The organism is Corynebacterium sp. 212_CJEI (genome assembly GCF_001055915.1).
In the GTDB taxonomy this organism is placed as follows: Bacteria; Actinomycetota; Actinomycetes; order Mycobacteriales; family Mycobacteriaceae; genus Corynebacterium; species Corynebacterium jeikeium_D.
The window spans coordinates 90,905-108,485 of record NZ_JVPT01000054.1; the positions used below are offsets into that span (position 1 = coordinate 90,905).

Annotated in this window: 14 protein-coding genes; 9 read left to right on the plus strand and 5 right to left on the minus strand. The window is 59.1% G+C overall.

All coding sequences use genetic code 11. From position 1 onward, the window contains the following. Positions 1-37: 37 nt before the first annotated feature. Positions 38-706, minus strand: coding sequence for a 3'-5' exonuclease (locus ADB02_RS06450; RefSeq protein WP_049190101.1), 669 nt, complete (start codon positions 704-706; stop codon positions 38-40). A 96-nt stretch (positions 707-802) separates the two neighbouring features. On the opposite strand from ADB02_RS06450, the gene ligA reads away from it, so the two are divergent. After that, a complete protein-coding gene (gene ligA, locus ADB02_RS06455; protein ID WP_141750516.1) occupies positions 803-2,923 on the plus strand; it encodes an NAD-dependent DNA ligase LigA in 2,121 nt (706 codons plus the stop codon). A gap of 39 nt (positions 2,924-2,962) precedes the next feature. On the opposite strand, the gene ADB02_RS06460 is transcribed toward ligA, so the two are convergent. Both ADB02_RS06460 and ADB02_RS06465 read right to left on the minus strand, forming a co-directional pair. After that, a complete protein-coding gene (locus ADB02_RS06460) occupies positions 2,963-5,329 on the minus strand; it encodes a glycogen/starch/alpha-glucan phosphorylase (protein WP_049172083.1) in 2,367 nt (788 codons plus the stop codon). Between the two features lie 144 nt (positions 5,330-5,473). Continuing rightward, positions 5,474-6,139 carry an amino acid-binding ACT domain protein gene (locus ADB02_RS06465; protein WP_049190103.1) on the minus strand — a complete coding sequence of 222 codons (666 nt, stop codon included), beginning with the start codon at positions 6,137-6,139 and terminating at the stop codon, positions 5,474-5,476. A gap of 227 nt (positions 6,140-6,366) precedes the next feature. Here ADB02_RS06465 and gatC point away from each other — a divergent pair, with 227 nt between their 5' ends. The 7 genes from gatC to ADB02_RS06500 all read left to right on the plus strand — a co-directional run bounded on the left by gatC (position 6,367) and on the right by ADB02_RS06500 (position 14,015). Then, positions 6,367-6,660 carry an Asp-tRNA(Asn)/Glu-tRNA(Gln) amidotransferase subunit GatC gene (gatC, locus tag ADB02_RS06470; RefSeq protein WP_005509328.1) on the plus strand — a complete coding sequence of 98 codons (294 nt, stop codon included), beginning with the start codon at positions 6,367-6,369 and terminating at the stop codon, positions 6,658-6,660. 15 nt (positions 6,661-6,675) lie between these two features. Further along, a complete protein-coding gene (gene gatA, locus ADB02_RS06475; protein ID WP_049181171.1) occupies positions 6,676-8,190 on the plus strand; it encodes an Asp-tRNA(Asn)/Glu-tRNA(Gln) amidotransferase subunit GatA in 1,515 nt (504 codons plus the stop codon). 115 nt (positions 8,191-8,305) lie between these two features. Next, complete coding sequence (locus ADB02_RS06480) at positions 8,306-9,373, plus strand: FecCD family ABC transporter permease (protein ID WP_414630087.1); 1,068 nt, start codon at positions 8,306-8,308, stop codon at positions 9,371-9,373. Continuing rightward, a complete protein-coding gene (locus ADB02_RS06485) occupies positions 9,374-10,174 on the plus strand; it encodes an ABC transporter ATP-binding protein (protein WP_049190106.1) in 801 nt (266 codons plus the stop codon). A gap of 10 nt (positions 10,175-10,184) precedes the next feature. Next, positions 10,185-11,309 carry an ABC transporter substrate-binding protein gene (locus ADB02_RS06490; RefSeq protein ID WP_049190108.1) on the plus strand — a complete coding sequence of 375 codons (1,125 nt, stop codon included), beginning with the start codon at positions 10,185-10,187 and terminating at the stop codon, positions 11,307-11,309. 53 nt (positions 11,310-11,362) lie between these two features. After that, the gene (locus tag ADB02_RS06495) at positions 11,363-12,394 is read left to right on the plus strand and encodes an ATP-dependent 6-phosphofructokinase (RefSeq protein ID WP_038628534.1); all 1,032 of its coding nucleotides are present in this window, start codon (positions 11,363-11,365) and stop codon (positions 12,392-12,394) included. Positions 12,395-12,551: 157 nt separating this feature from the next. Further along, a complete protein-coding gene (locus ADB02_RS06500; protein WP_049172094.1) occupies positions 12,552-14,015 on the plus strand; it encodes a membrane protein in 1,464 nt (487 codons plus the stop codon). Between the two features lie 9 nt (positions 14,016-14,024). On the opposite strand, the gene ADB02_RS06505 is transcribed toward ADB02_RS06500, so the two are convergent. Beyond that, a complete protein-coding gene (locus tag ADB02_RS06505; RefSeq protein ID WP_049190109.1) occupies positions 14,025-14,858 on the minus strand; it encodes a class I SAM-dependent methyltransferase in 834 nt (277 codons plus the stop codon). Positions 14,859-14,911: 53 nt separating this feature from the next. Here ADB02_RS06505 and gatB point away from each other — a divergent pair, with 53 nt between their 5' ends. Then, the gene (gene gatB, locus ADB02_RS06510) at positions 14,912-16,420 is read left to right on the plus strand and encodes an Asp-tRNA(Asn)/Glu-tRNA(Gln) amidotransferase subunit GatB (protein ID WP_016422487.1); all 1,509 of its coding nucleotides are present in this window, start codon (positions 14,912-14,914) and stop codon (positions 16,418-16,420) included. 12 nt (positions 16,421-16,432) lie between these two features. Here gatB and ADB02_RS06515 read toward each other — a convergent pair whose 3' ends face one another. After that, a complete protein-coding gene (locus ADB02_RS06515; RefSeq protein WP_241482421.1) occupies positions 16,433-17,509 on the minus strand; it encodes a glucose dehydrogenase in 1,077 nt (358 codons plus the stop codon). Positions 17,510-17,581: the final 72 nt, after the last annotated feature.

The following is a 17,581-nucleotide window of genomic DNA, read 5'->3' on the forward strand; positions in this document are numbered from 1 at the left end:
ATATTGGGAGAGCCGGGGAGGGTGAGGGGGCCGCTGCTCAGTCCATCGGCCACCCGAAGGTGAAGTCCGACGTATCCTTACCTTTTTCGGTCAGGTACTGCTGCAGGTTCTTCTTGTACTGGTAGTACGCGACGGCCTGCAGCTCCATCAGCTCTTCTCCCGATTTTTCGGTTAGCTCCCGGTAGTGGCGCGCCATCACCCATGCGATGCGCGCAGCCGCCAGAGCATCTTCGGTGGCATCATGTGCCCCGTCCAGGCGCACCTGATAATGGCGGGAGACATCAGTCAATGTGCGTTTTTCACGACGTTCCGGGTCGAAGTAATTATCCAGCACAAAGGGGTCGACGACGAGGCCGTCAACAGTAAAACTGGGATTCTGCGAGCGCAGTACCGTCAGATCATAAGCCGCGTTATAGGCCACTACGGTCAGACCATCGCGCCAGGCAGCTCGAAGGCCGGCAATGGTATCCGCTAGCACTTCATCGTGCGGGCGCCCCTCCGCGCGAGCTTTTTCAGTGGTGATGCCATGCACATCAGACGCAGCTTGCGGAATTTCGACACCGGGATTAGCGAGCATGATGGTGGAATCTTTGCCCTGCTCAGTCAGCCGGACCAGTGCGGAAGTGACAATCTTGCAGGTGCGAGGATCCGTGCCGGTAGTCTCCAGATCAAACGCGAGCATGCGTCGCGGATCGAAATTATGCATGTCTCAACTGTAGCGGAGAGTGCGGATTCGCTGAGGGGCAGGAACAAGGTCAAGAGAATTTCCGTGTCCCCCGGCGCATCCGGGCAATGACATAGAATGAGCGACGTGACTTCCTCGACCGATGAGAACTCCGACCTGTCAACCTCCGATTTGTCTTCGTTTTCCAGCGCCCCCGCCTCCGAGCCGGCGCCGGCGGACGTCCGGGAGAAGTGGCAAGATCTAGCAACTCGCATTCGTGAAAACGCTGCGCTGTACTACACCGCGCAGCCGGTTATCTCCGATGCTGAGTACGACGAGATGTTCCGTCAACTGCAGCGGTTAGAGGAGCAGTGGCCCGATCTGGTGGTGCCGGACAGTCCCACCCAGCAGGTCGGCGCACAGGTCGACACGCCTGCCGACGGGGAAGTATTCGAGCCTGTTGAGCACCTCGAACGCCTCTACAGCTTGGACAATGTTTTCGATGAGCAGGAGTTGCGCGGCTGGCTGGCCCGCACCCCGGCCAGCACGTATCTGACCGAGCTGAAAATCGATGGCCTGTCTATCGATCTGGTCTATGAGAATGGCCGCCTTGTCCGGGCGGCCACCCGCGGAGACGGCCGCGTGGGGGAGAACGTCACCGCCAATGCGCGCACTATCGAAGATATTCCGCATGAAATCAGCGGCGAGAACATCCCCGACGTGCTCGAGGTGCGTGGTGAAGTCTTTATCTCGTTGGAAGAGTTCGAACGCATCAACGCCGATCGCGTCGAAGCGGGTCAGAAGCCGTTTGCCAACCCCCGTAACGCCGCCGCCGGTTCCCTGCGACAGAAGGATGTTGCAGAAGTGGCGAAGCGTCGCTTGTCCATGATTTGCCATGGAATTGGTCATATCGAGGGCTGGCGTCCACAGTCTCAGCACGAGGCCTATCGTGCCTTGGACGAGTGGGGTTTCCACGTGTCGCCGTATACAAAGCAGGTTCATTCCGCGGATGACGTCGTCAAGCAGATGCAGTACTGGGGCGAGCACCGCCACGACGCCATCCACGAGATGGACGGGCTTGTGGTCAAGGTTGACTCCCTTTCCGAGCAGCGCGCGCTGGGCGCGACCTCGCGGGCGCCGCGCTGGGCGATCGCGTATAAGTACCCGCCAGAAGAGGTCACCACGGACCTGCTGGATATTCGAGTCTCCATTGGACGAACTGGTCGTGCGACGCCATATGCCGTGATGAAGCCGGTTTTCGTGGCCGGGTCAACTGTCGAGATGGCGACGCTACATAACCCTTCTGAAGTGCACCGAAAGGGTGTGCTCATCGGGGACCGTGTGACTATCCGCAAGGCCGGTGACGTGATTCCAGAGGTGCTCGGTCCCGTGGCCGATCTCCGAAATGGTAGCGAGCGAAAGTACATTTACCCGACTCTCTGCCCCGAGTGCGGTACTCGTTTGGCTCCGGCAAAGGACAGCGATGCCGATTGGCGTTGCCCCAATACCCGCTACTGCCCAGGCCAGCTGCGTCGTCGAATTGAATTCCTCGCCTCCCGCTCCGGGTTTGATATCGAAAACCTGGGGGAGAGGGGCGCTGCCGATTTGATTCATCGCGGCGTGCTTGACGACGAGTCCCGCCTCTTCGACCTCACCGAGGAAGATTTGCTCGGCACTGAGGTCTACACTACGGCTTCGCGGAAAACGCTGAATGCCAATGGTAAGAAGCTGTTGGCCAATATCGAGGCAGCTAAGGATAAAGAGCTGTGGCGCGTATTGGTCAGCCTGTCCATTCGTCATGTGGGCCCAACGGTGGCGCGGACCTTGGCACAGAAGTTCGGCTCGATGGAGGCGCTGCGCGCTGCGAGCCGCGAAGAGATTTCGGCCATCGACGGTATCGGCGAGATCATCGGCGATTCCGTGGCTGACTGGTTCGAGGTGGACTGGCACCGCGAGGTTGTCGAGCGCTGGGAAGCTGCCGGTGTGCGTATGGCCGATGAGGTCGCCGATCGTCCAGATCAGGTGCTAGAGGGATTGACCGTGGTAGTCACCGGCTCTTTGGAGGACTTCACTCGCGACAGCGCGAAGGAAGCCATTATCTCCCGTGGCGGTAAGGCCGCAGGGTCGGTGTCGAAGAAGACCGACTACGTGGTGGTTGGCGAAAACGCCGGTTCCAAGGCCACAAAGGCCGAGGAGCTGGGCTTGCCCATCCTCGACGAGGATGGGTTCAAGCGGTTGCTGGAAACTGGGCAGGCCTAGCTGGGGCTTGGCCCAGCCAGGATTTGGCCCAGCCGGGGCCTAAATCTTGGTCTCTTCCAGCTTCCAGACCTCATTGGCGTAATCGCGGATGGTGCGGTCGGAGGAGAAGCGGCCCGAACGGATGATGTTCAGGAAGCACTTCTTGGCCCACGCCAGCTCGTCGCGGTAGTCCTCGGCCATGCGGTCGCGGGTTTCGCGGTAGTCAGCGAAGTCGCCGAGGACGTAGTAGACATCGGCTGGCTCGTACCCGTTGGACTCCAGCAGCGAGAAGTGCAGGTCGTGGAACATTCCGCTGCCACCGTCAGCAAAAGTGCCGTCGACAAGCGAATCGACCGCGCGTTTGAGACCCGGCACCGTTTCGTAAGTGCCACGCGGGCTGTAGGTGCGGCGCAGCTCCGGCAGTTCCTCTTCCAGCGCACCGAAGATGTAGGCGTTTTCTTCGCCGGCGGCGTCGACGATTTCGACGTTTGCGCCGTCCATGGTGCCCAGCGTCAGTGCGCCGTTCATCATGAACTTCATGTTCGAGGTACCCGAAGCCTCCTTACCGGCAGTGGAAATCTGCTCGGAGACGTCGGTGGCTGGGATGATGTGCTCTGCCGGGGTGACGTTGTAGTTCTCAACGAAGGCGACCTGCAGGCGACCGTCCATGTCCGGATCGTTGTTGACCTTGTCCGCGATAGCGTTGATGAACTTAATGATGGCCTTCGCGCGAACGTAGCCTGGGGCGGCCTTGGCACCGAAGATGAACACGCGCGGTGGCACGTCCAGCGCTGGGTCTTCCTTGATGCGGTAGTAGAGATCCAGGATGTAGAGCGCGTTGAGAAGCTGGCGCTTGTACTCGTGCAGACGCTTAATCTGGGTATCGAAGATGGCGTCCGGGTTCACCGAAATACCCTGGCGGTGTTCCAGCCAGGTGGCGAAGTCCTTCTTGTTCTCGTGCTTGATGTCGAGAATCTCACGCAACACGGCCTCGTCGTCAGCAAACTTTTCGAGCTCAGCGAGCTTGTCCAGGTCGGTGACCCAGGCGTCCGAACCCGACAGGCGAGTCAGCAGTGCCGACAGGCGCGGGTTGCACTGGTTGAGCCAGCGGCGCGGGGTGACTCCGTTGGTCTTGTTGTTGAAGCGCTCCGGCCAGATATCGTGCCAGTCCTTCAACGTTTCGCGCTTAATGATTTCCGTGTGCAGAGCGGCAACACCGTTGATGGAGTACGCGGCGTAGCAGGCAATCCATGCCATGTGGATACGCCCGTGGGAAATCGGCGCCATGTAGTCAATCTTGCCCTGGTCGAAGCCGCGCTCCGCGAGGTCTTCGCGGAAGCGGCGGTCGATCTCACGGGTGATCTCCAGAACGCGGCCGAAGAGACGGTCAAAAATGGAGTATTCCCAGGTCTCCAACGCTTCTGCCAGAACGGTGTGGTTGGTGTAGGCGAAGGTGTTGGACACGACGTTCCAGGCGTCGTCCCAGCTCATATCGTGCTCATCCAGGAGCAGACGCATCAGCTCTGGGATCGCGAGCACCGGGTGGGTGTCATTGAGCTGAATGGAGTTGTACTTGTGGAAATCGCGCAGGTCCTCGCCGTGATTCTCGATGTAAGAATCAATCATCGTCTGCAGCGAAGCCGAGACGAAGAAGTACTGCTGGCGAACGCGCAGCACCTTGCCGTCATAGGTCGAGTCATTCGGGTAGAGCACGCGGCACAGGTCATGGACGCGCTCCCGTTCGACAATGGCGTCGGTGAAACGCTGCGAGTTGAAGGCGTCGTAGTCGAACTCACGCATTGGCTCCGAGTGCCACAGGCGCAGCGTGCCGACGTTATCGGTGCCGTAGCCGGTAATTGGCATGTCATATGGAACAGCGCGCACGACCAGGTCATCAAAGGTGACAATCTTGGACAGTTCCTCGCGACGAATGACGAAGGGGTAGCCCTCTTCCATCCACGGATCCGGGTGCTCATCCTGGAAGCCGTTTTCAAAGCTCTGCTTGAACAGACCGTAGCGGTAGAGGATGCCATAACCGGTCACCGGCAGATTCTGCGTGGCACAGGAATCCAGGAAGCAGGCGGCCAGACGACCCAGGCCACCGTTACCGAGAGCGGCGTCGTGTTCGGCCTCGAGCACGTCTGTCAGATTCTTGCCGTACTTTTCCACCGCAGCGGAGGCCTCATCCACCAGGCCTGCATTGAGCAGGTTGTTCAGCAGGGCGCGACCCATGAGGAACTCGGCGGAGAAGTAGTGCTGCTGGCGGGTAGCAGCGTATGCCTCCGTGGTGCGCTGCCAGTTGTCCGCTAGGTCATCGACAACAACCCGTGACAGACCGGACCAGAATTCCATCTCAGTGGACGACTGGGGGACACGGCCGGATTCGGCACGAACGTGGGATCCGACGAGGTCACTCAAGTTCGACATCAAAGAAGCTCCTTATTGACTGGTATCATTTCCAGACTTTACCGCTAAGCGTGAATCACTGCGCTCCATAGGGGAGGAGCCATAGGGTAAGAGCTTCGAGCAGAAGGGAGCAGCCCACAGAAGGGAGCAGCCCACTAGTCGCTGCTAGTCGATAATCGCGCCGACAATCGTGCCAATCCGTCCCAAGTGCTCAACCTCACTTGGCAGGAAGTCCGGCCCGCCGGGCCGGCCAATAACGAGAACCAGACCCTCGCCCATTGGAGTAGCGGCAATGGAGGAGTCCATAACCGTCCAGTCCTCCGGCAGCCACGTTTCTTCGTCCGGATCCAGGTTTCGTGGCGAGTCAATCGGGGCTTCCGGCAGAGTCCGGCCGTTATCCTCTGGAGCAGCGGTAGAGGAAGCGCGACGCACCCAGTGGCCATCGCTCTGTTCGCCGAGGACGATAGCCCAGCCGGCAGTCATAGTCTGAGGCAGGCCGTCGACGACATCTCCGAGGGCACGATCCAAGTTCTTCGTGTGCTGTGAGAACTTGGCCAGCAGCGCAATCTGTCCGCGGCGGTCAACCGAGCCGGAGAAAGGTCTAATTGAATCGACTTCCACTCCGCTAATGGACTGAGCCGCTGTAATCAGTGTGTCTGGGAGCAGGCCCATAGGAAGGTCAACCACGATGTCGTCGACAACAACGCCATTAGCGCCGTAATCTACGACGTCGACACTGCGAATATCACCGTCTACTTCGCCCAGGGCAGCCGCGACGTAGCCAAGTGCGCCTGGTTCGTCGGGAAGCTGGATGCGAAGGAGGTAACTCATGGCTGTGTGTACAACCTTTCGAATAATTGAGAGTGATTCTTGCGGTGTAACTATAGAAGTAGTGATTTAGGTTACAGGGTAAACCTCTGAAATGTAAGACCCTGCGGACAACGACTCAACGATAACGACTACTGTTGGCAAGTACAGCCCGCTCGCGCGGTTCAAAATCAGTTTCAACTAAACTTCTGTGCACTAGCTTCGTACGAAGAAATGAAAGGGGTACTAGCGTGCCAGCTATCTCACGCGATGAGGTCGCACACCTAGCGCGATTGTCCCGTCTGGCTCTGACTGACGCGGAACTCGACGAGTTCGCCGGTCAGATCGACGGCATTATTAACCACGTCCAGGCCGTTCAAAAGGTGGCTGCGGATGATGTGGAACCGATGAGTCACCCCTCTTCGCTGTCCGGTGTGATGCGCGAGGACGTCGTCAAGCCGACGCTGACTGCGGAGCAGGCGCTGGACCAGGCGCCGTCGCAGGACCGCCAGCGCTTTGAAGTTCCCCAGATTCTCGGCGAGTAGGAGTACGTGGAAGAAATGACTGCAGCTAACCCGAATCTGCATGCCGCTGTTGCTGAGGACCCGATTCTGGGGCTGAGCGCTTTCGAGCTCGCACAGAAGATTCACGCTCGTGAGCTGACCTCGGTAGAGGTCACCCAGGCGTTCCTCGACCGTATCGCGGCAATTGATGAGGACATTCACGCATTCCTGCACGTCGGTGCCGAAGAGGCCCTGGCTGCAGCTCGCAAGGTCGATGAGTCGCTGGATGCTGGCGAGGAGCCGGCCTCCGCGCTGGCCGGTGTTCCGCTGGCACTGAAGGATGTCTTCACTACCACCGATGCGCCGACCACCTGTGCTTCCAAGATGCTCGAGGGCTACATGAGCCCTTACGACGCAACGGTTACTGCCAAGCTGCGTGCAGCTGGCATCCCAATCCTGGGTAAGACCAACATGGATGAGTTCGCCATGGGCTCGTCGACTGAAAACTCCGCTTACGGCCCGACTCACAACCCGTGGGATGTTGAGCGCACCGCAGGCGGTTCCGGTGGTGGCTCTTCCGCGGCGCTGGCTTCCGGTATGGCTCCGCTGGCTATCGGTACTGACACCGGTGGCTCGATTCGTCAGCCAGCAGCTCTGACCGCAACGGTCGGCGTGAAGCCGACCTATGGCACGGTATCCCGCTACGGCCTGGTCGCTTGTGCCTCCTCGTTGGACCAGGGTGGGCCGACCGCGCGAACCGTTCTGGACACCGCGCTGCTGCACGAAATCATTGCTGGTCACGACGAGAATGACTCGACTTCCACGGAGCAGCCGATTGCCGATGTGGTTGCTGCTGCCAAGGAAGGTGCTACCGGTGACCTCACGGGGGTTAAGGTCGGCATCGTCAAGCAGTTCGACCGCACCGAGGGTTACCAGGCCGGCGTACTGGACAGCTTCCACGAGGCCGTCGACAAGCTTAAGGAAGCTGGCGCAGAGGTGGTCGAGGTCGATTGCCCGAACTTCGACCACGCACTGAGCGCGTACTACCTGATTCTGCCGTGTGAGGTCAGCTCCAACCTGGCTCGTTTCGACGGCATGCGTTACGGCCAGCGTGTTGGTGATGACGGTTCGCACTCGGCCGATGAGGTCATGGCTATGACCCGTGCCGCTGGTTTCGGCGATGAGGTTAAGCGACGCATCATCATCGGTACCTATGCGCTATCGGTCGGTTACTACGACGCCTACTACATCCAGGCACAGCGCGTCCGTACCCTGATTCAGCAGGACTTCGAGCGGGCCTTCGAACAGGTGGATGTCCTGATCTCGCCGACCACTCCGACCACTGCGTTTAAGTTGGGCGAGAAGGTTGACGACCCGCTGAGCATGTACATGTTCGACCTGTGTACTCTGCCGCTCAACCTGGCCGGCATGTGTGGCATGTCCGTGCCGTCGGGCCTGGCTGAAGACACCGGCCTGCCGGTAGGCCTGCAGATTATGGCTCCGCGCCACGGTGATGATCGTCTGTACAAGGTCGGCGCTGCCTACGAAAAGGTTCGCGGCTCGATTGCATAAAAGCGTTCAATAAGCCTTAGTCGGTTTTCTGCAACCGTCGTTTTCTCACTGAAGTGGGAGAGCGGCGGTTGTTGTCGTGTCGGGGAGAGTTTCATACATGCGCAGGAACGCAAACATGGAGAGAGTTAGATTTAAAAACCCACCACGATTTATGCCTTGGATCTATGGGCTGGTCATTGTCATAGCCATTGCCGTCAGTCTGGTCGCTGCGGTGGTCTTCGGCTCGGCGGATATCACCTGGTCCACCACGACACAGGTCATTTCGCATCACATCTTCGGCACTGAGCTCGATGAATCTGTGCCCGCCAGTTCGGACACCATCGTCTGGAATCTCCGCGCTCCCCGGGGAATTCTCGCAGCGATTGTAGGGGCGGGGCTAGCTGTCTCCGGTGTGGCTATGCAGACATTGGTCCGTAACCCGTTGGCAGACCCATATCTGCTAGGTATTTCCGCCGGCGCCGGTGCCGGTGCGACCGCGGTGATTATCTTTGGTGCTTTCTCCGGTAGCCCCATCGCGCCGCTGACATTCGGTGCACTCCTCGGTGCAGTAATGGCCACCCTCGCGGTCGGTGCTTTCGCCACTGCAGGCGGTGGGCTGACTCCGCTGCGTTTGGTGCTCTCCGGCGTTGTGCTCTCCGCTGCGTTTTCCGCGCTGAGTAGCTTCATGGTCTTCGCTGGGCCAGACCCGAGGGCCGCGCAGTCCGTGATGTTTTGGATGCTGGGCTCTGTTGCCGGTGCGACATGGCTGAAGACGCTCTTCCCGCTCATTGTCCTCATCGCAGTACTGTTGTTTTTCCTGGTCAAAGCCCGTCATCTGGATGCGCTGGCAACTGGTGAGAGCACCGCAGCGGCCGTAGGTATTGATGTTTCTCGGCTACGCACACAGGTATTTGTGCTCCAGGCTGTCCTCGTTGGCACGCTCGTTGCGGTCTCTGGCGGCATCGGGTTTGTCGGCCTGGTGATTCCACACTTGACCCGCATCTTGGTAGGGGCCACGCACCGCGTTGTCCTACCGGTTGCTGCCCTCATGGGTGGACTGTTTCTCATCTGGGTGGACATCATCGCGCGCGTAGTGGGCGGAAGCCAGGAAATGCCGCTGGGAGTAGTCACGGGATTGGTTGGCGCACCACTTTTCCTCTACCTCATGAGCCGCTCGCACTACAGCTACGGAGGTGCTGAGTAAATGAGCGCCCCACAAAAATCTGTACTCGCCGCTAAAGATGTGCGCTGTGATATCGCTGGGCGCACGATTGTCAGCGGAGTCAACCTCAACTTCGGTGCAGAACCCATGACCGCCATCATTGGTGTTAACGGCGCGGGTAAATCCACGTTGCTGCGTGCGCTCGGTGGAATCACGAAACCGGCCACGGGCGAGGTCGAGATTAACGGCAAATCGATGAGCTCAATCAGCTCGAAGCACCGCGCCCGCGATTTGGCTTTCGTCGCGCAAAACGAGGTTCCACCCGCCGAAATGCGCGTGCGCGACTTTGTCTCCCTGGGGCGCTTGCCCTACCAGCGCCTTTTTGGTGGCAACACTGCCGAGGACAATTCCCACGTCGACCGTGCGCTGGAGCTCGTAGGTCTGGAAACGGTCGCGCAACGCCTGTGTGGGCAACTCTCGGGTGGGCAACGTCGTCGCGTGTGTCTGGCGCGTGCCATCGCCCAGGACTCGCCAATCATGCTTCTCGACGAGCCCACTAACCACCTCGACGTGCGCCATCAACAATCCGTCCTCCGTCTGGCCCGCTCCAGCGGAGCGTGTGTCATTGCCGCGATCCACGACTTGGACCTGGTGATGAACCACTTCGACCGCGTCATCGTGGTCGCGGACGGCGGTATCGCGGCCGACAGCATTCCCGCAGAAGTGCTTACCCGCGACTTTGTCGCCCAAATCTTTCAGGTTGAATCCTGTCAGCTCAATTCCCCCGCTGGCCGCCGCCACCTCGCAATCGATAGCGAGCTGGATGCTGCCACCATCAACTAGGAGTACTCCCTTGAATAACGCACATGCTTTCCGACGTCCCCTTCGTGCCTCAGCAGCTGGTATCGCTGTGGCTGCTCTGGCATTCGGAGCCGCCGCCTGTGGCTCTGATGAGGGAACGCAGGCCTCGTCGTCAGGCCTTACCCTCACCAACTGCGGTGAAGAAGTCAGCTACCCGGGTGTAGCTAAAAAGCTGCTGATTAATGACGGCAATATTGCTTCGCTGGCGCTGGCTGTCGGTGCTGCGGATGAGATCACAGCGGTGAGCTCTATGGCCTCGCATCTGCCGGTGTTGACCGCAGCTTATGGCGATGCAATTGCGCAGAAGCCAGAAGTTGCGAAGGAATACCCGAATCTGGAGCAGGTCATTGCGGCCGAACCGGATGTGATGCTGGCGGGCTGGGGCTATGGCTTTAGTGAAGACAAGGGCATTACCCCGGAATCGCTTTCCGAGCACGGTATCGGTGCCTACACCCTGACGGAATCTTGCCGTACTGGTGACGCAGCCTCGGCGGGCAAGGAAGGCAGTGGCGACCCGGGGCATACTCGTGGTCTGGTGGATCCGTGGGAAGCTGTCAAAATTGATTTGAAGAATATCGCTACCTTGACCGGACACGACGGTGAGGGCGACAAGGTTATTGCAGATATTGATAACCGACTGCAAGCCCTGGATGCCGCGCCAAAGGGAGATAAGAAGCCAGTGGGCTTCCTCTTTGATTCTGTCGGTGAAGCACCATTTACCTCGGGTTCCTTTGGCGCACCGCAGGGCATCCTGGAAAAGGCCGGTGCAATCAATGCGACCGAGTCGATTAAGGACACTTGGACTACGACCTCCTGGGAGCATGTCGCGGAGATGAATCCTGACTTCATCGCGCTTGTGGACTACCCAGGTCAGACCTTCGAAGAGAAAATCAAGGTTTTGCGCACGAATCCGGCAACGAAGGATCTCGAGGCGGTCAAGGAGAACCGCTTTATTAACCTGCCGATTGCATTGTGGACGGAGTCTCCGCTGAACGTCGATGCCGCAGAGTACGTGCGCAAGGCGCTCGAGGAATATGGTCTTGTGCCGGCGTCGGAGGTGACGACGAAGATGGAGCTACCGTCTGAGCTACCAGGGCAGGAGTACCTGCAGAAGTAGTTTCGACCAAGGCCGTCAAGCACGAACTGACTAACGCGACTAAGGTGGGCATCATGCGAATTGCGACCCTTACCTCCGGTGGAGATTGTCCCGGTCTGAATGCCGTTATCCGTGCAATTGTCCGTACCAGCTCGAGCGAGTACGGCTCAACCGTCGTCGGTTTTGAGGACGGTTGGATTGGTCTTATGGAAGACCGTAGGGTCCAGCTTTACGACGATGAGCGGATTGACCGTATGCTGCTGCGTGGCGGCACGATGCTGGGCACCGGCCGCGTGCATCCGGACATTCTCATGTCTAACCTCGACCGCATCAAGGAAAATCTCTCTGATGCGGGCATCGATGCCCTGATCCCAATCGGTGGCGAAGGTACGCTGAAGGCCGGCAAGTGGCTTTCGGACAATGGGGTGCCGGTCGTCGGTGTTCCGAAGACTATTGATAATGACGTCAACGGTACGGACTACACCTTCGGTTTCGACACGGCTGTGGCTGTTGCCACCGACGCGGTTGACCGTCTGCACACCACTGCGGAATCCCACCAGCGCGTCATGATTGTTGAGGTCATGGGTCGACACGTGGGCTGGATCGCTTTGCATGCGGGTATGGCCGGCGGTGCTCACCACATTGTCATTCCGGAAAAGCCATTCGACATCAACGAGATTGTGAAGTCGATGGAGCGCCGTTTCCAGATGGGTGAGAAGTACGGCATTATCGTCGTCGCTGAGGGCGCCACCCCGAAGCCGGGCACCATGGAGTACGAAGAGGGCGGTGTCGACCAGTTCGGCCACCAAACCTTCAACGGCATTGGTCAGGTTATTGGTGCGGAGATTAAGAAGCGCACCGGGTACGACGTTCGCACCACGGTGCTGGGTCACATTCAGCGTGGCGGTACGCCGACTGCGTACGACCGCGTGCTTGCTACCCGCTACGGTGTCCACGCCACCCGAGCAGTACACGAGGGGGACTTCGGCAAAATCGTCGCTCTGCACGGTGAGAACATCGAGCGTATCGACATCGACGATGCGGTTGCTGAGTTGAAGGTTGTGCCGGATGGCCGTTACCGCGCAGCTGCTGCGCTGTTTGGTTAAACGCGTCGGTTAAGCACGCGTTGCTAAACATTTAGGCACATCTTCGTAACAAAATAGGCATACTGCCCGAGCTGGTGTATCAATCACCAGCTCGGGCAGTATGCTTTATAAGGTTCCGGTTTTTGAAAAATAGACTTATATTTAGGATTTTCTCGTTATGTGGAAAAGAGCCACAACAATCGCGATGGCCTTTGTCGGCCTAACTGTCGGTGCCGGATTCGCATCCGGCCAGGAAATGATGCAGTACTTCGTGGCATTTGGCACTAACGGCTTGTGGGGCGTGGTACTTGCCTCCGTCGTGATGATTGCCAGTGGCCTGGCAGTGCTGTCAATTGCCAGCTACTTGCAGGCTGATGAGCACTCCGAGGTCTTCGACGTAATCACCCGCAGTTGGGTTTCGAAGATTTTGGATATCGCCGTGATGATCACGCTGTTCTGTACCGGCTTCGTCATGTTCGCCGGTGCCGGTGCGAACTTGAACCAGCAGTTCGGACTTGAGGTGTGGATTGGCGCCGTCATCATGGTTGCCCTGACTTTGGGTGTAGGCATGCTGGATGCCGACAAGGTCAGCCGCGTGATTGGCATGATCACTCCATTCATTATCGTGTTCCTGCTTGGAGCCGGTATCTACACTTTGTTCACCACCGACACGTCGATGTCGGAGGCCGCGCAGTACACCAATGAACTGTCGACATCGCTGCCACACTGGTCTATTTCTGCCCTGAACTATGTCGGTTTCTGTGTGATGGTGGCCGTATCGATGTCGATTGTCATCGGCGGTAGCTACCTGAACCCGCGTGAAGCTGGCATCGGTGGTCTCATGGGCGGGAGCATCTATGCAGGTCTGCTGACGCTGGTGACCTTTGCCCTCTTCTTCAAGGTCAAGGATGTTGGCCACGAAGATATGCCGACCCTGGCAATCGTCAATGACATCCACCCGGTCCTGGGTACCGTGATGGCAATCATCATCTACGCCATGATTTTCAACACGGCCATTGGCATGTTCTACGCGCTGGGCCGCCGCCTAACACGCAATACTCCGCAGCGTTTCCGCCTGGTATTCATCGTGACGGTGCTGATTGGTTTTGGCCTAAGTTTCTTTGGGTTCAAGGCCCTGGTTGGCTCCATCTACCCGGCCCTTGGCTACGTCGGTATCGCTCTTATCGTGATTCTGTGTGGTGCGTACCTGGCTGGACGCAACAAGCTGATGGAGGAGTCGAAGCGCCGCGGTCGTATCCGGAAGCTCGCACGCCGGAAGATGCACCCGAACAAGAAGTTCACCACCGCCGATCAGAAGAAGCTCGACCGCGCTTTGGCCAACTCCAACATTTCCAACGTCGATCTTCAGGAGAGCGTCCGCGACGACATCGTCGAGGAACTGGTCAGCGACGATAATGTTGAATTCACCGAGGATGACGCCGAGCGCATCGTAGAAAAGGATAATGAGCGCCTGGAGAAACTTTCCGAAATCGAGGAAGCCTCCGATGATGACAATCCTCGCGAGACCGCGAGGGACTCCTTCCCAGGCGAGGCCACAGCCACTGCGCCGAAGAAGCTTGCCGGACAGACTAAGAATGCATTCAAGCGCGTGGCTCACCCTAAGCCGAAGAAAGAAAAGTAACTAGCGCGACTAGGCAGCTCGAAAATAGAAGGCATCGCACCGGTAGGGAAGGGCGATGCCTTCTTCGTATGTGTGCCCCAAGTGCTCGTGGAGATACCAGTGCAAGTTCGCCTCCACCTTGGCGCGTGTGGCGGGCTTGGAACGAAGCCAATAGGAACGGGTCCGTGCCAGCAACACGATGTCCTCGATGGTCAGTGTCTGCTCCCAGGCCAGGCGTACCTCATCGACTAACTCCAACTCCGGACCAACTTCAGGGTAGAAGCCGGGCCGCAACACGTCACCGGCGTGCATGATGCGGCTGAGCCGATGCACCCACGGTACGGAGACGTCCAAGGTGTTCCACACCAACATAGCCACACCATCGGTGCGTAAAACCCGCGCAAATTCTTTACTTGCAGCTGCCGTGTCCACCCAGTGCCACGTCTGCGCACATGTTGCTACATCGACGCTGTCGGACTCCAGTCTCGTGCGCTCCGCAGTACCTTCCAGGCATTCCGCCGCTGGCACATTGTGCATCAGTGCTTGCCGCATCGCGGTGGAGGGATCGAGTGCCAGCAGGGTGGCATCGCGGTAGACGTCGGCAAGCGAGGCGGTGAGCTTTCCAGTGCCGGCGCCGATATCGGCGACTACCTGTGGGCGCGGTGCAAGGCGGGTAAGCGCTTCGATGACGGTTGGAGGATATTCGGGGCGCACGCGGTGGTAGCCCGAGGCGCCGTCGGCGCTTTCCTGCAGGTCGTCGTCGAAAGTAGCGCTTGCGCGGTGGCGGTCAGCGGCATCGCGGAACGTTGGCGTATCGCGTGCTGACGTCGGTGGAATCGGTGGGTGTTCGTTAACTCCGGGCACGACTTATACCCTAGGGCACGCACGCGGGGCCATCGCTAGTAGACTCTACAAACATGACCGCTGCATACGCTGATGACTTGATGGACTTTGATGAGGTCCTCGAACGTTTTGACCCGGTAATGGGCATGGAGGTTCACGTCGAGCTCTCGACGAATACCAAGATGTTCTCCTCCTCCTCGGCGCACTTTGGTGCCGAGCCGAATAGCAACGTCGATCCCTGCAGCCTCGGCCTGCCGGGCGCGCTGCCCGTGGTTAACCGTCAGGGCGTTGAGTGGGCTATCAAGATTGGCCTCGCGCTGAACTGCGAGATTGCTGAGTCCTCCCGCTTCGCGCGCAAGAATTACTTCTACCCGGACCAGCCGAAGAACTACCAGATTTCGCAGTACGACGAGCCAATCGCCTACGACGGATATCTTGACGTTCAGCTTGACGACGGCACGGAGTTCCGTGTCGAAATCGAGCGCGCTCACATGGAAGAAGACACCGGCAAGCTGACGCACCTGGGCGGTGCCGATGGTCGTATTCACGGCGCCACGCGTTCGCTGGTGGACTGCAACCGCGCAGGTATTCCGCTGATTGAGATTGTGACTAAGCCGATTCTCGGTGCAGGGGAGCGAGCCCCAGAGGTCGCTCGTGCATACGTTTCTGCCCTGCGTGACCTGGTGAAGTCGCTCGGTGTCTCCGATGCCCGCATGGACCAGGGCTCGATGCGTGTGGACTCCAACGTTTCCCTGCGCCCAATTGGCCAGGAGGAGTTCGGTACTCGTACCGAGACTAAGAACATCAACTCCCTGAAGTCGGTTGAACAGGCTGTTCGCTACGAGATGCAGCGCCAGGCTGCTGCGATTACCAATGGCGAGGAGATCGTTCAGGAAACCCGCCACTACCAGGAGACCGACGGTACGACTTCTAAGGGTCGCCCGAAGGAGTCGCAGTCGGACTACCGCTACTTCAACGACCCGGATTTGCCACCGGTTATCGCTCCGCGTGAGTGGGTGGAGGAAATCCGCGCAACTCTGCCGGAGCTGCCGTGGGTTCGCCGCGCTCGCATCCAGGAAGAGTGGGGTCTGAAGGACGAGGAAATGCGCGACCTGGTTAACGCCGGCGCACTCGACCTGATTGTCGACACCGTTGAGGCTGGTGCCGGCCCAGCTGAGGCTCGTTCCTGGTGGGTCGCTTACCTCGCTCAGAAGGCCAACGAGGCAGGAGTGGAGCTGGCTGAGCTCGCAATTACTCCGGCACAGGTCGCCCGCGTGATTGCTCTGATTGAAGAGGGCAAGCTTACCAACAAGCTGGCCCGTAAGGCCGTCGACGGCGTGCTCGCAGGCGAGGGCGATGTTGATGAGGTCGTTGCTGCCCGTGGCCTGGAGGTCGTTCGCGACGACGGTGCTATTGAGAAGGCCGTCGACGATGCACTGGCTGCTAACCCGGACATCGTCGAGAAGTACCGAGCTGGCAACAAGAAGGTCGTCGGTGCCATCGTGGGGCAGGTCATGAAGGCCACCCGCGGCAAGGCAGACCCGGCTCAGGTCAACCAGCTGATTGCGAAGAAGCTGAGCTAGCCTCCCTGAAAGCTAATCCGGGGAACCGCCGGCGGCACCATCGCTCGGCAGTCTGACGACGCGCTCGTCGGACTCCGACGGTTGTGCCCCGGCGGTTTTGTTTGTCGTGGCACCCCAAACTTCAATACCCTGATTTGCTGCGACAGCCGCTACATACGAGATGTGGCCGAAGTCGCCGTCGACAAGCACTTCAGGGGAACCCTTGACCTCCCACGCCGCGTCGGGCCCACTTGACTTCGGACCCACCGGCATGGAGATGACCTTCTGCGCGTCTGGGATGGCAATGACCACGCGGTCACCCATCACTGCGCATCCACCGATGGAATCGTTCAGGTCCACACCGCCGAGGGGATTAATCACAGGGCCGGTGAGCTGAACCAGCTGTGGGGTGCCGTCGAGAATGGCGGTTGCCAACGGCGGCATTCCGTCCGGACCATGGCAGAACTGCTGAAACTCAATGCCTGGATCTCCCACGAGCAATTTGCGCGGGGACAGGGCGCCCGAATTTCGGTCAAAATAGATACCGAGAATGCCGGGCTCGCTGAGGTCCGGAAGTTCGCGCACATCAGCGGTGCTGCCCTCCACGAGGGTGACGCGCGCGATGGTGTCGTCGTCACGCAAAACAAAGACCTGACGGTCCTCTTCAACCGAGGGACTGGGCAGCAGTTGTTTTGCAGGGGCGCCGAGCCGTGCGACCTCACGCGGTGTCTTACCCGGTGCGACAACGGTGAGTGCACCGTCGTCGGTGGCGACGAGAGCCTCCCCAGGGCCGGTTGAGGCTAGCGCGGTGGTAAGCGGTAGGCAGGCCGCGAGAGTGACATCGTCGAGGTCGCAGGGACCTTTGTCTTTGGCTTTGCTTTCCGTGGTTGGGACCGGGGTAGAGGGCAAATCAGGGGAGGAAAACTTCGGCATGGCAATGCCTGTCGGTTCCGACTTGTCTTCAGTAAACGGTGACTCAAGCGCGCTCGAGGCACTCATGCAGCCGGAAAGAGAGACCATCCCGACGACACCAGCGGCGAGCGCAGCACGACGACGCCGCCCGCGAGCGCGAGCCTGTGCACTGCTGGTGTGGACGAGGTGGAATCCCATAGGCATACACAATACAGCCTCGTTTCCCGGCCACGCCTGCGACCAAAAGTGAGGCAGTAGATTTAATGTGGA